Annotated in this window: 13 protein-coding genes; 6 read left to right on the forward strand and 7 right to left on the reverse strand. The window is 73.3% G+C overall.

The window, feature by feature from the left end; translation table 11 throughout:
* Positions 1-5 precede the first annotated feature (5 nt).
* Both ACZ466_RS27695 and ACZ466_RS27700 read right to left on the reverse strand, forming a co-directional pair.
* Positions 6-479 (reverse strand): SRPBCC family protein, encoded by a 474-nt coding sequence (locus ACZ466_RS27695; RefSeq protein WP_378282738.1) that lies wholly within the window; start codon positions 477-479, stop codon positions 6-8.
* Between the two features lie 67 nt (positions 480-546).
* Positions 547-1,230 (reverse strand): PIG-L deacetylase family protein, encoded by a 684-nt coding sequence (locus tag ACZ466_RS27700; protein WP_378282764.1) that lies wholly within the window; start codon positions 1,228-1,230, stop codon positions 547-549.
* 133 nt (positions 1,231-1,363) lie between these two features.
* Between ACZ466_RS27700 and dhaK the strand changes: the two genes are divergently transcribed.
* The 3 genes from dhaK to dhaM are packed head-to-tail and all read left to right on the forward strand — an operon-like array spanning position 1,364 to position 3,372.
* Positions 1,364-2,359, forward strand: coding sequence for a dihydroxyacetone kinase subunit DhaK (gene dhaK, locus ACZ466_RS27705; protein WP_378282737.1), 996 nt, complete (start codon positions 1,364-1,366; stop codon positions 2,357-2,359).
* A 5-nt stretch (positions 2,360-2,364) separates the two neighbouring features.
* The gene (dhaL, locus tag ACZ466_RS27710) at positions 2,365-2,979 is read left to right on the forward strand and encodes a dihydroxyacetone kinase subunit DhaL (protein ID WP_378282763.1); all 615 of its coding nucleotides are present in this window, start codon (positions 2,365-2,367) and stop codon (positions 2,977-2,979) included.
* A gap of 12 nt (positions 2,980-2,991) precedes the next feature.
* The gene (gene dhaM / locus ACZ466_RS27715) at positions 2,992-3,372 is read left to right on the forward strand and encodes a dihydroxyacetone kinase phosphoryl donor subunit DhaM (protein ID WP_378282736.1); all 381 of its coding nucleotides are present in this window, start codon (positions 2,992-2,994) and stop codon (positions 3,370-3,372) included.
* A 1-nt stretch (position 3,373) separates the two neighbouring features.
* Here dhaM and ACZ466_RS27720 read toward each other — a convergent pair whose 3' ends face one another.
* Complete coding sequence (locus ACZ466_RS27720) at positions 3,374-3,661, reverse strand: hypothetical protein (RefSeq protein ID WP_378282735.1); 288 nt, start codon at positions 3,659-3,661, stop codon at positions 3,374-3,376.
* A 71-nt stretch (positions 3,662-3,732) separates the two neighbouring features.
* Positions 3,733-5,028 (reverse strand): hypothetical protein, encoded by a 1,296-nt coding sequence (locus tag ACZ466_RS27725; RefSeq protein WP_464043994.1) that lies wholly within the window; start codon positions 5,026-5,028, stop codon positions 3,733-3,735.
* Between the two features lie 435 nt (positions 5,029-5,463).
* On the opposite strand from ACZ466_RS27725, the gene pcrA reads away from it, so the two are divergent.
* Both pcrA and ACZ466_RS27735 read left to right on the forward strand, forming a co-directional pair.
* Complete coding sequence (pcrA, locus tag ACZ466_RS27730) at positions 5,464-7,728, forward strand: DNA helicase PcrA (RefSeq protein ID WP_464043995.1); 2,265 nt, start codon at positions 5,464-5,466, stop codon at positions 7,726-7,728.
* A 36-nt stretch (positions 7,729-7,764) separates the two neighbouring features.
* Positions 7,765-8,313 carry a GNAT family N-acetyltransferase gene (locus ACZ466_RS27735; RefSeq protein WP_378282732.1) on the forward strand — a complete coding sequence of 183 codons (549 nt, stop codon included), beginning with the start codon at positions 7,765-7,767 and terminating at the stop codon, positions 8,311-8,313.
* Between the two features lie 19 nt (positions 8,314-8,332).
* Here ACZ466_RS27735 and ACZ466_RS27740 read toward each other — a convergent pair whose 3' ends face one another.
* Positions 8,333-9,340, reverse strand: coding sequence for a cytochrome c-type biogenesis protein (locus ACZ466_RS27740; protein WP_378282731.1), 1,008 nt, complete (start codon positions 9,338-9,340; stop codon positions 8,333-8,335).
* Positions 9,341-9,454: 114 nt separating this feature from the next.
* The gene (locus ACZ466_RS27745) at positions 9,455-10,711 is read right to left on the reverse strand and encodes a Tm-1-like ATP-binding domain-containing protein (RefSeq protein ID WP_378282730.1); all 1,257 of its coding nucleotides are present in this window, start codon (positions 10,709-10,711) and stop codon (positions 9,455-9,457) included.
* 209 nt (positions 10,712-10,920) lie between these two features.
* Here ACZ466_RS27745 and ACZ466_RS27750 point away from each other — a divergent pair, with 209 nt between their 5' ends.
* Complete coding sequence (locus ACZ466_RS27750; RefSeq protein ID WP_378282729.1) at positions 10,921-11,688, forward strand: TSUP family transporter; 768 nt, start codon at positions 10,921-10,923, stop codon at positions 11,686-11,688.
* A 9-nt stretch (positions 11,689-11,697) separates the two neighbouring features.
* Here ACZ466_RS27750 and ACZ466_RS27755 read toward each other — a convergent pair whose 3' ends face one another.
* Positions 11,698-13,206, reverse strand: coding sequence for a glycoside hydrolase family 15 protein (locus ACZ466_RS27755; RefSeq protein WP_378282728.1), 1,509 nt, complete (start codon positions 13,204-13,206; stop codon positions 11,698-11,700).
* Positions 13,207-13,256: the final 50 nt, after the last annotated feature.

Consider the following 13,256-nt stretch of genomic DNA (forward strand, 5'->3'; position numbering starts at 1 on the left):
GCCGGTCAGAGCACGTCGGGCAGGCGGGCGGGGCAGCCGGGCTCGCAGTGCTCGGAATGGTGGGCGACGCGCCGGGCGAACGAGGAGAGCGCCCGGTTGAGCAGGACCCTGATCAGCCCGCCGGTCCCCGCGTACCTGGGCTCGAAGCTGCCCTCCCAGCGGATGAGCGTCTCCAGCCCCCGCGGCACCAGCGTGACGTCGGCGCGGTACTCCTTGACCGGCAGCCCGGACAGCGCCACGTAGGCGTAGTGGCGGGGCGGGTCGTACTCGACCACCTGCTCGCGCGCCGGGGGGATGGCCCGGACGGCGCCGATGCCGTTGGGCGTGGGCGCGCCCGCGCGTTCCCTGCGGGCCCGGGACGGGAACGAGCCCCACTCGCTCCAGGCCTCCGCCACCGCCAGGTGCTTGAAGATGACCTCCGGGTCGGCGCGCGAGGTGGCGCTGCACTCGACGGTGTACGGCCCGGTCCGCTGCGGCATCACGGTCTCCCCGAGGTAAGGGATCACCTACGTTACCGAGAAGACGGGCATAAGTCACAAAGCGGTCTTATGCGGTGTCGATCACCTGGAAGGACTCCGCGAGCCGGCCCTCCGGCAACCCCGCCGCGACGGCGTTGCCCCCCAGCCAGCCCCGCACCATCTCCTCCAGCTGCTCACCCATGTGCCCCGTCTGGCTCGCGTGCGCCCGCAGCGCCGCCAGCTTTCGCGGCAGCATCTCGGTCACGTCCACGTGGTGGTTCACCGTCGGGCCGCCGCTCGTCCAGACCTCGCGCGCCGTCCACGCCTCCAGGCCCTCCTCCGCCAGCAGCTCCGGGAAGGCGTAGGGGTTGCGGGCGTCGGGGTAGACCGCGTCCAGCGTCGCCGCCCCCACCGCCCGGTGATCGGGATGGCTCGGGTAGATCCGCTCGTAGTTGCGCTCCGGGCTCGACGTGATCACCCGGTCGGGCCGCACCTGCCGGACCACCCGGGCGATGTCGCGGCGCAACTCCAGCGTCGCCTCGACCCGCCCGTCCGGGTAGCCGAGGAACCGCACGTCCGTGACGCCCACGCACTTGGCCGCCGCGCGCTGCTCGTCCCGCCGCAGCTCGGCCATCTCCGCGCGCGTGATCCCGTCGTCGAAACCGCCCGCGTCGCCGTCGGTGACCATCAGGTAGACCACCTCGACGCCCCGCTCGGTCCACCCCGCGACCGTGCCCGCGCTGCCGAAGTCGACATCGTCGGGATGCGCCATCACGGCCAGGACCCGCCGCACTTCGCCGTCGTCCAGAACCCTCGTCACGCTCCCCAGCCTAAGCCGTCCCGCGCCGGAACCGCCGGGTTCGCCGGGTCTGGGACGACCGCCCCGACGGGGGTACAGCTGAGACATGCGCAAACTCATCAACGCCCCGGCGGACGTCGTCGCCGACGCCCTGCGGGGCCTGGCCGCCGCCCACCCCGCCCTCCGGGTCGACCCGGACGAGCGCACCGTCGTCCGGGCGGACGCGCCGCGGCCCGGCAAGGTCGCCCTGGTGTCGGGCGGCGGCTCCGGCCACGAGCCTCTGCACGGCGGATTCGTCGGACCCGGGATGCTGGACGCCGCCGTCCCCGGCGAGGTGTTCACCAGCCCCGTCCCGGACCAGATCCTCGCCGCCACCATGGCCGTCCAGGGCGGCGCCGGCGTCCTGCACATCGTCAAGAACTACACCGGGGACGTCCTGAACTTCCGGATGGCCGCCGAGCTGGCCGAGGACGAGGGCATCGAGGTCGTCCCGGTCATCGTGAACGACGACGTCGCCGTCGAGGACAGCACCTTCACCGCGGGCCGCCGCGGCACCGGCGCCACCCTGTTCGTCGAGAAGATCGCCGGCGCGCTGGCCGAGGAGGGCGCCGGCCTGGCCGCCGTCGCCGCCGTGGCCCGCGAGGTCAACGAGCGCAGCCGCTCGTTCGGCGTCGCGCTGTCGCCGTGCACGGTGCCCGCCGCCGGGCGGCCCACCTTCGAGCTGGGCGAGGACGAGATCGAACTCGGCATCGGCATCCACGGCGAACCCGGCAGGGAACGCGTCCCGGCCATGCCCGCCGCCGAGGTCGTCGACGCCGCCCTGACCGCCATCGACGCCGACATGCCCCTGGCGGGCTCAGAGCTCCTCGTCCTGGTCAACGGCATGGGCGGCACCCCGCTGATCGAGCAGTACATCGCCTACGCCGCCGTGTCGGACTGGCTGACCGCGCACGGCGCCACCGCCGCCCGCCCCCTCGTCGGCCCGTACGTGACCAGCCTGGAGATGGCCGGCTGCATGATCTCCGTCTGCCGCCTCACCCCCGAGCTGACCCGCCTCTGGGACGCGCCCGTCGAGACCCCCGGCCTGCGCTGGGGCCGGTGACCGCCATGGACGCCGAGACCACCGCGGCCTGGATCCGCCACGCCGCCGACCTGATCGCCGCCGACGCCGAACGCCTCACCCGCCTGGACGCCGCCATCGGCGACGGCGACCACGGCCACAACCTCGACCGGGGCTTCACCGCCGCCGTCGCCGCCCTCCCCAACGGCGCAACCCCCGGCAAGACGCTGATCGCCGCCGGCCGGGCGATCGTCTCCAAGACCGGCGGCGCGTCCGGCCCCCTCTACGGGACCGCGCTGCGCCGCGCCGGCAAGTCCTTCGGCGACGCCGGGGAGATCGACGCCGCCGCCCTCGGTGCCGCGCTGCGCGCCGCACTCGACGGCGTCCGCGAACTCGGCCAGGCCGCCGACGGTGACAAGACCATGGTGGACGCCCTCGCCCCCGCCGTCACCGCCTACGAGACCGCCCTCGCCGACGGCGCCGACCTGGCCGCCTGCGCCCGCGCCGCCGCCCAGGGCGCCGCCGAAGGCGCCGAGGCCACCGTCCCCATGGAGGCCCGCAAGGGCCGCGCCAGCTACCTGGGCCCCCGCAGCGTCGGCCACCTCGACCCCGGCGCCGCCTCCACCGCCGTCATCCTGCAAGCCCTGGCCGACACCGTCTGAAAGGAGACCCCGATGGTAGGGATCGTGGTGATCTCCCACAGCAGGACGCTGGCCGACGGCGTCACCGAACTGGCCCGCGCCATGGGCGTCGGCAAGGCCGCCGTCGAACCCGCCGGCGGCGACTCCGAAGGCGGCCTGGGCACCAGCGCCGACCTGGTCGAACAGGCCATCGAGCTGGTCCAGGACGGCGACGGCGTGGTCCTGCTCGCCGACCTCGGCAGCGCCGTCCTCACCGCCAAGGTCGTCCTGGAGGACATCCCCGGCGACGTCGTCCTGGTGGACGCGCCCCTCGTGGAGGGCGCGGTGGCCGCCGCGTCCATGGCCGCCACCGGCGCCGACCTGCCGACCGTGGTGGCCGCCGCGGAGTCCGCGTACGACCACCGGAAACTGTGAGTCACTCGCCCAGCAGGATCTTCAGGGGTGCTTCGAGGTCCGCGGCGGGGGCTCCGCGGACCTCGAAGACTCGCGGCGCGGCGTCGCCCGGGCCGGTCACGGTGATGCGGTGGCCGGGGAGGTCGGCGCCGATCTCGGCGGCCGGGCCGCGGGCCAGGGCCTCGGTCAGGGACTCGACCGCGTCCCGGACGCTTGCGGCCTCCTGGTCCGGCAGTTCCGCGGTGTCGTACAGCGCCACCACGACCGCCTCGCCGGTGAGGCCGCCGATGCTCTCCACCTTGACCCGCATACCGGTCCTCGCCTTCCTCGCCTGCTGGACGGGCCCCCTCATGGTGCCCGTTCAGGGGCCCGCCGAACGGGCTACTTCGAGAAGGCCCTGCGGAGCTCCTCCAACTCGTCGCGGAGGATGTCGTCGTCCTCCAGCGGGCCGCCCCGGCTGAGCTTCTCCGGGTCGACGGCCTGGAACTCGGGCATCTGCATGGTGCCGCAGCAGCGGCCGCGGTTCTGCTCGGCGCGCAGGCTGGCCGAGTGCTCGTCGTGGTCCTGGACGTCGGTGACGTCCTCGCCGTCGCCGGTGTACTCGGCGTCGGCCATGTTCACCCGCCCGCTGAGCAGGTCGCGCAGCGGGGTGGCCGCGGTGGTGATCTCCCGTACCGCGAAGCGGTTGCGGATGAACGTGCGGTAGATGGCGGGCTCCCCGCGCTGGGCGGAGATCTGCAGGAGCTGGTTGGCGACGTCGACGTAGGTGGCGCCGACCGCGGGCGAGGCGATGATCGCGTCCAGGAGGAGCTTGCAGAGCCGGTCGGCGACCTCGATCAGGAGCTGGGCCGGGTCCTTGCGGCCGCCCTGCTGGCCCCGCTCGAAGGCGTAGACGTCGGCGAGGATGTCGTAGATCGCGCCGGTGAACACCTGCGAGATCGCGTGCACCTCGTTGCCCACCTCGCTGAGCTTGAGGTCGTTGTCGGCGTTGCGGAGGCCGAAGTCCTTGCCGAGGGCGGTGCCGAACTGCTCGGCCACGGCCGCCAGGAAGTTCTTGTCGTGCAGGTTGGCCCGGGTGATCGCGACCAGGGCGTCGGCCTGGTCGGGCTGGGCGAGGGTCAGGAAGATCGCGCTGAGGTCGCCGAACGCCTCGTGCAGCCCGCCGGTCTGGGGCGGGTTGCCGACGCCGAGCCAGCCCGGCTTGAGGCCGTCCAGGATCGCGTGGCCCGTCTCGTGCGCCACGATGTCCAGGGAGCGGCAGGTGAACACCTGCTCCTGCCGCCCCGCGGGCGTGAAGAAGAAGAACTTCAGGACCTTGGCGGTACGGCTGTAGAACGCGTTCCGGTCGACGCCCGCGCGCGGGTGGACGGTGATCCGGTCGGTGTTGCCGCCGGTGTTCCAGGCGAACCGGATCGGCGCGCCGTGGTGCCGCTCGAACAGCGTGAGGGTCTGCCGCGCCACCGCCCAGGTGTGCGCGGCGTCGAACTGCGCGCTGTCCACCGGGAACACGAAGTCGCCGTCGACGTTGCGGGCGACCGGGGTGACGCCGGCGAGCTCGGTGGTGATGCGCGCGTCGGCGGGGCCGTTGAGGACGAGCGAGGGAATGAAGGCCACCCGCACGCCGAGCCGGGCGACCGACGGGTCCTGCTTGTAGACCAGGAAGCGGTGGCCGGGCACGGGCGGCACGGGAACGGGAACGGGCTTGGGGGCCGGCGCCGGCACCGCCCCTTCGAGGAGCGGGGGCGGTGGGTCCGTGATCTGAGCGTCCTGGCGGTGGATCATCCTTGAGGCCGCCTTTCGTCACCGGGCGTAAGGCCCCGGTGGCCCTACGCGACGCAGGACGGGCGTCAAGGGGCACGGTCGGGAACACGCAGCGGGCCCACAAAGATCAACGTGGGCCGGGGGACCGTGCCGGACTCCGCCCTGCACGGCCTACGTTGTGCCCGTCAGGAAGGTTGGTCAAGCCGGTATGCCGAGGTCGGCAGGGCGCTGTCCGGTTCCGGACTGTGGACCATGGACGCACCGTCCGCGACCGCCGCGCGGTCCCGCGCCGTCTCGCACGGGCTCGCGCGGACGGCGCCTTTTGGTCGGTGCCGGGCCGTAGACTCGCACATGATGTCGAAGACCGAAGCCCACTCCCTGCTGGACGGCCTCAACCCGCAGCAGCGCGACGCCGTCGTGCACTCGGGCGGGCCGCTGCTGATCGTCGCCGGCGCCGGCTCGGGCAAGACCCGCGTGCTCACCCACCGGATCGCCCATCTGCTGGGCGAGCGGGAGGTCCATCCCGGCCAGATCCTGGCGATCACCTTCACCAACAAGGCCGCCGCGGAGATGAAGGAGCGGGTGGACGCGCTGGTGGGCCCCCGGTCCCGCGCGATGTGGGTGATGACCTTCCACTCCGCCTGCGTGCGCATCCTGCGCCGCGAGGCCAAGCGGCTCGGCTTCCCGACCGGGTTCTCGATCTACGACCAGGCCGACGCGCAGCGGCTGATGGCGCTGGTCTGCCGGGAGCTCGACCTCGACCCCAAGCGCTACCCGCCCAAGGCGTTCTCCGCCCAGGTCAGCAATCTCAAGAACGAGCTGATCGACTACGAGACGTTCAAGGACCGGGCCTCCACCCACATGGAGCAGACGCTCGCCGAGGCCTACGAGATGTACCAGGCCCGGCTGCAGCAGGCCGGCGCGATGGACTTCGACGACCTGATCATGCTCACGGTCAACCTGCTGCAGGTGTTCCCGGAGGCCGCCGAGCACTACCGGCGCCGGTTCCGGCACGTGCTGGTCGACGAGTACCAGGACACCAACCACGCCCAGTACGAGCTGGTCCGCGAGCTGACCGCGCCGGTCGAGGGGGTGGGCGCGGCCGAGCTGTGCGTGGTGGGCGACGCCGACCAGTCGATCTACGCCTTCCGGGGCGCCACGATCCGCAACATCCTGGAGTTCGAGCGCGACTACCCCGACGCCACCACGATCCTGCTGGAGCAGAACTACCGCTCCACCCAGACGATCCTGTCGGCGGCCAACGCGGTGATCGAGCGCAACGCCGACCGCAAGCCCAAGAAGCTCTGGTCCGACCAGGGCGAGGGCCCCAAGATCGTCGGCTATGTGGCCGACAACGAGCACGACGAGGGCGCGTTCGTCGCCCAGGAGGTCGACCGGCTCACCGACGACGGCGACGTCCGCCCCGGCGACGTCGCGGTCTTCTACCGCACCAACGCCCAGTCCCGCGTGTTCGAAGAGGTGTTCATCCGGGTCGGGCTGCCGTACAAGGTCGTTGGCGGGGTCCGCTTCTACGAGCGCAAGGAGGTCCGCGACCTGCTGGCCTACCTGCGCGTGCTGGCCAACCCCGAGGACACCGTCTCGCTGCGCCGGATCCTGAACGTGCCCAAGCGCGGCATCGGCGACCGCGCCGAGGCGTGCGTGGAGGCGTACGCGTCGCGGGAGCGGATCTCGTTCTGGCAGGCGCTGCGCCGTCCCGAGGACGTCCCGGGCATGGCGACCCGCTCGATCAACGCGGTCCGCGAGTTCGTGACCCTGCTGGACGAGCTGGGCGCCGCCGCCCAGACCCTCACCCCGGCCGACCTGGTCGACCAGGTGCTGGTGAAGAGCGGCTACCTGGCCGAGCTGCAGGCGTCCAAGGACCCGCAGGACGAGACCCGCATCGAGAACCTCCAGGAGTTCGAGGCCGTCGCCCGCGAGTTCGAGGAGCGCCTCGACGGAGAGTCGGCCGAGGGGCGCCTGGTCGACTTCCTGGAGCAGGTGGCCCTGGTCGCCGACGCCGACTCGATCCCGGGCGGCCCCAAGGGCAACCCCGTGCCGCCGGGGGAGCAGCCGGAGGAGACCGATCAGGGCGTCGTCACGCTGATGACGCTGCACACGGCCAAGGGCCTGGAGTTCCCGGTCGTGTTCCTCACCGGCATGGAGGACGGCGTCTTCCCGCACCTGCGCGCCATGAGCAACCCCAAGGAGCTGGAAGAGGAGCGGCGGCTGGCCTATGTCGGCATCACCCGCGCCCGGCAGCGGCTCTACCTGACGCGGGCCACGATGCGCAGTTCGTGGGGCGCCCCGCAGGTCAACCCGCCGTCCCGGTTCCTGGGCGAGGTGCCCGGCCCGCTGGTGAAGTGGGAGCGGGAGGCCTCGTCGACCTCGTCCCCGGCCATGTCGCGGATGGCGGCCCGTCCGGGCGTGCGCTCCCCGGGCAACCGGCCCGTCCCCGCGCTCTCCCCGGGCGACAAGGTCACGCACGACTCGTTCGGGCTGGGCACCGTCGTCACGGTGGACGGCGCGGGCGAGCGGGCCGCGGCCAGCATCGACTTCGGCGGCGAGTACGGCGTCAAGCGGCTCGTCCTCCGCTACGCCCCCGTGGAGAAGCTCTAACGGCCGTTCGGGCGTTCGGGGCGAAGGGGAGGGATCATGTTCGCTGTCCCGCTGGGGGAGGGGGCCGAACTGCGCCCGCTGGAGCCCTGGCAGGCGGAGGAGTTCGCCGAGCACGCGGACCGGGTGCGCGAGGACATCGCGCCGTGGATCCCGTGGTCGAGGACCGTGACCGACGTCCCGTCCGCCCGCGCGCTCCTGGAGCAGTACGCGCAGCGGCGCGCCGCCGACCAGGGCCGCATCTACGGGATCTGGATCGACGGGCTGCTCCAGGGCGGCACGGTCTTCCGCACCTTCGACCCGGTGCTGCGCAATTGCGAGATCGGCGTCTGGATGGGAACGGCCGGACGCGGCCGCGGCCTCATCACCGCAGCCGCCCGCCACATGATCGATTGGGCGCTGGGGCCGCGCGGAATGGCGCGCGTGGAATGGCACTGCGACCCGGAGAACGAGCGCAGCGTGGCCGCCGCCGAACGCCTGGGAATGACCCACGAAGGCACCCTGCGCAAAGCGTTCGTGATGGACGGAGAGCGCCGCGACACCATGATCTGGGCGCTGCTCGCCGGCGAATGGAGAACGGCCGGCTAGGCTCCCGGGAAACGCGCGGTCAGGCGGTGGCCGGCCTCCCTCGGCGGACGAGGGCGATGACCAGGATCACGGCCAGCATGGCGACGATGATCCCGAGGTGGACGAACCAGAGGGCCGCGGTGCTCGCCTTCACCTCGCTCGGCTTGAGCAACGCGGTGGTCCAGCGGGTCCCGTCCCGGACCATCACCTCGTCGGCGGGCGCGGTCGGAGCGAAGACACTGCGGCGGTCGACGCTGAGGACCTCGCCCGGGCACAGGTAGTAGTCGTGGTCGTCGGAGTAGCCGTAGGTGTTCCGGTGCGGGTTGACCAGCAGGCGGCAGGTCTGCTTCTCCCCGGTGAAGGTGAGCCAGAGCGCGCTCGCGCTCCGGTGGTGGTTGTTGGTCGCCAGGAAGATCAGCAGGACGATGACGAGCGCCAGGTTGAGGAGCACCGGGGTCCGGTAGCGGTTGCAGGCCATGCAGACCACCAGCAGGGCCAGCGCGCTGAGCGTGAGGATCACCGCCGTCTTCGTCACCCCCGGATAGGTCATGAACGCGACGGCGTTGAGGACCATGAGCAGGGGGAGGACGAGGGTGAGGGCGTCCGCCAGCGGCGGCGCCACCATCCGCCTCCGGCCCAGTAGGGACCCGCGCACCCACAGGCCCCCGAACGACACCGCCACGGAGAAGACCGAGTTCCACACGGCGCCCTCGCCGTCCCGCACGCACAGCACGGCGAGGCTCGCCGCGAAGGTGGCCAGGCCGTACCAGATCAGGAACCGGGCCAGCCGCCGCGCCTTCCGGTAGGCCGTCGTTCCGGGCGTGAACTTCTCGAAACTGACCCCGATCGTCGCGACGAACACCCCGCACGCCGCCAGGCCGCTCAGCACGGCTCCGGCCCCGCCCCAGCTCAGCGGGGACAGGACGAGCGCGGTGCCCAGCACGTGCGCGAAGAAGGCCGGAGTGAGGCAGCCGAAGGACCCGCTGAGCTCGGCGTCGGGGTCGAACTTCTTCCTGCCCGTGGGCTGGGCGTGGCCGGCGGGGGGCAACGGCGTCTCCCTGTGTTCGTGACCCTGATGATCAGGGAACTGTGCGGCACGACCGTGAGAAACCGCAAGAGTACCGGGAGGAACGGACATTTTCCGGTGCGGCGGGCAATCCGTTCAGGACGCGGCGGCGCGCACGGGAAAACCGGTCAGGAGCGTGTGCAGATGATCGGCCATGGCCCGGCCGAATGCCGGATCGTTGAGGTCGGTGTCCATTTCGTGAATTTCCACGCGGGAGCCGGAAAGGCCGTCCCGCAGGGCGCCGAAGAGCGCCGCGTCGGCCGCCGGGTCGTGGAAGGGGCCGCCGGGTGCCCCCAGCGTGGACAGGCCGCGCAGCGGGAGGTGGACGGCGGTGGGGGCGGTGGCGTCGCGGAGCGCGGCCGCGACCCGGCGGCCCAGCTCGGCGGACTCGGCGGGGGTGGTGCGGACCAGGGTCACCGACGGGTGGCGCGTGTGGACGCGCCGTCCCGCCAGATGGTCGGGAGGGATGCCGCGGAACCGGGCCATGTCGAGCCCGCCCGGGCTCACCACCTGCGGGACGCCGTGGCGCACCGCCGCCTCCAGCCGCCGCGCCTCCGGTGCCGTTCCGGCGAGGAGGCCGGTGGACAGCTCCACCAGGGTCGCGTCCAGCGCCGCGGTGAGCAGCCCGCCCGCGGCCATCGCCTCGTACGGGCGGCCCCCGGCGCCCGTGGCACGGAACACCAGGACCTCGTACCCGAGGATGCCCAGCAGCTCGCGCGCGGCGCTCACGCCCGGCCCGGTGACGCCCGCGAGGGTGGCGCCCACCAGCGGGCCGTCGGCGGTGGCGGGCGGACGGCCCGCGGCGTACCCGGCGGCCATCCCCGCGATCGCGTCGGCGGCGTTGGCCAGCACGCGGGAGGAGATGCGGTTGAGGCCCGCGATGTCGACGACGCTGTACATGAGCGTGAGGTCGGCGCCGCCGATGTAGGGGGACACGTCGCCCGAGGCCATGCTGGAGATCATCAGCTTGGGCACGCCGACCGGCAGCGCCCGCATGGCCTCGGCCGCGACCGTGGCGTTGCCGCCGCCGCCGATCGCCAGGACCCCGTGCAGCCGCCCGGCGCGGAAGAGCTCCCCGGCGGTCGCCGCGGCGCCGCGGGCCATCGAGGCGAGGGCTGTGTCGCGTCCCGGGCCTCCGGGGAGGTCCGCGGCCGTCGCGGAGAGCGTGGCCGGGTCGGTGCCGCCCGCCTGGAGGACGTCCTCGCGCGGCACGTCGGGGACGACGCCCGGCTCGTCCAGCACGCCGGTGTCGACCAGGACGACCTCGGCGCCGAGCGATCCGAGGCGATCGCGGAGCCACGCGTACTCCAGCCCCTGCACGTCCAACATACCGATCAGTACGACAACAGGCATATGAGCACTGTTGGCGGACGCGGCGGGGCGGACAAGCGACGGCATCGCCCCAGTTATCTGGCGCCGCGGTGGTGCGGGCCAACCCGATCAGAAGGTGTGAACATCCCGGAGGGTAGATTTCAGCCGCGACAGGCCAGTTCGCTCCTTACGCCGAACGTGCCCGCCCGTCTCATCCGTGTCCCCCCGCTCACTCCTCCCCGGGAGCCCCCTTGGACGCACCGCAGGTCGTGCTACTGCTGCTGGCCGCGCTCTCCGCCGGCTGGGTCGACGCGGTCGTCGGCGGAGGAGGGCTCATTCAGCTCCCCGCCCTGATGCTGCTCAACCCCGGCGCGCCGGTCGCGAGCGCGCTGGCGACCAACAAGCTCGCCTCCATCGCGGGCACGACCTCGGCCGCCGTCACCTACCTGGGCAGGGCCAAGCCCGACCTGCCGGTCGCGGTGCCCGGCGCGGGGCTGGCGGTGGCCTGCTCGGCGGGCGGCGCGCTGTGCGCCGCCGCGATCTCCTCGGACGTGCTGAAGCCGGTCATCATGGTGGTGCTGCTGGCGGTGGCCGCCGTCGTGGTGCTCAAGCCCGATCTGGGCCGGGAGCCCAGGCTCGTCCTGCGCGACCGGCGCCGGGTGGGCGCGGCGGTGCTGATCCCGGGCGTCCTGATCGCCTTCTACGACGGGCTGGTGGGGCCGGGCACCGGGACGTTCCTGGTCCTCACGTTCACCACCCTGCTGGGCACCGACTTCGTCAACGCCTCCGCCAACGCGAAGATCATCAACACCGCGACCAACCTGGGCGCGCTGCTGGTGTTCGCCGCGCAGGGCCGGGTGCTGTGGGCGCTCGGGCTGGCGATGGCGGTCTGCAACATCGTCGGCGCCCAGGCCGGCGCCCGGATGGCGATCAGCCGCGGCGCCGGGTTCGTGCGGGCGGTGCTGCTCTGCGTGGTGACCGCGCTGGTGCTCAAGCTCGGCTACGAGCAGTTCGCCTGACGGCGGCCCTCAGGACACCCGGGGCTCCTGGGCGGCCCCGGGGATCGGCAGGGGACGCTCCAGCGCCGACAGGGCCAGCAGGACGACCGAGGCCGTCCAGCCGAGCGGCGCGACCGAGGCGGGCTCCCCGTGCTCGTCGACCTTCTCGGAGAGCACGCCCAGCGACGTGCGGTGCGCGGCCAGCCAGTCGAGGTGCGAGACCGCCTCCGCGGCCCGCCCCGACGTGGCCGCCGTCAGCGCGAACAGCGCCATCTCCGGCGTCCAGGCCACATCGGGGTTCCCCGACCACTTCTCGCCCGGCAGGACGCCGCCGTTGGGCAGGCTCGTCCGCCGGAACGCGTTCGCCACGGCCTCGTCCACCCCCGGGTCGGACGGGGCGAACGGCGGCGCGACGAACGTCACCGACGTGTCCATCAGCCCGCCCCGCACCGGGGAGCGCGGGTACCCGTACGGCGTGAACTGCTGCTCGACCGCGGCGGCGACGCGCTGCGCCGCGCGCCCCCACTCCGACGCCTTCTCCCGCTGCCCGACCCCCAGCGCCAGCGACGCCGCCGACCGCAGCCCAGCCAGGACGGGCCCGACGACGCCCAGCGTGGGCCGCCGCGGGTCCTCCTCGGTGTCGGGCTTGCGCTCCCAGTAGTCCGACGACGGCGGCGGCAGGCCCTCCGCGTCCAGGGAGCCGGTGAGGTGGTCGGCGGCCCGCACGACCATCGGCCACAGCTCGGGCAGGTCGCCGGCCGCCTCCGGGGCCTGGGCGCGGAACAGCCAGCTCGCCCACAGCACCCATCCCAGCGAGTCGAGCTGCGGCTCGCGGCCGTCGGTGACGGCGGTCCCGTCGGCGTGGTAGCGGGCCGCCCACTGCCCGTTCCCGTCCTGGACGCCGGCCAGGAAGCGCAGGATCCGCCGCGCCTCCGGCAGGTGCCCCGTCATCACGAACGCGGCGGCGGTGAACGCCGAGTCCCGCGGCCAGGAGTAGCGCCACGCGCCGTACCAGGACGCCTGGGAGGCCCCGTTGGGACGGGTCAGCAGCCGCAGGTCCAGCAGCGCGCGCTCGGCCATCTCCCGGTAGACCTCCCTGCTCGCCGCGGGGGTGGCCTTCCCGCCGTCGGGGACGGCGCCGCCGGTGAGCCACACGGTGTCGGCCAGCACGGCGTCCTCCACCCGGGGATCGGACGCCTCGACCGTGATCACCGTGTCGGTCCCGAACGGGACGAGCCGCACCCGGCCGTCCCCGAGCCGCAGCACCGAGCTGCCGGGGATGTAGGAGGCGCCCTTCGCGGCCTCCGCCGACACCGGGACGCCCGCGAACGGCCAGCCGCCTCCGCCGACCAGCCCCGGACTGGCCCAGCCGGGCCCGCCGTGGTCGGGGAACGTGGCGCCGCAGGTGCCCACCAGGGCGGCGACGAGCAGGAGCGCGGCCGTGCGCCGGACCTTCCTCATCGTGGTCCCCCGGGGCGTCCCGATCCGGTCCGCCTTCCGCACGGCCCGCGCGGACGACCCGATCTGGTCCACGGCCACCGGAGCGCCTCCCCCTGTCCAACAGGCCCTCACCAAGCCACCGGGCCTTC

This window comes from Actinomadura rugatobispora (genome assembly GCF_055379765.1).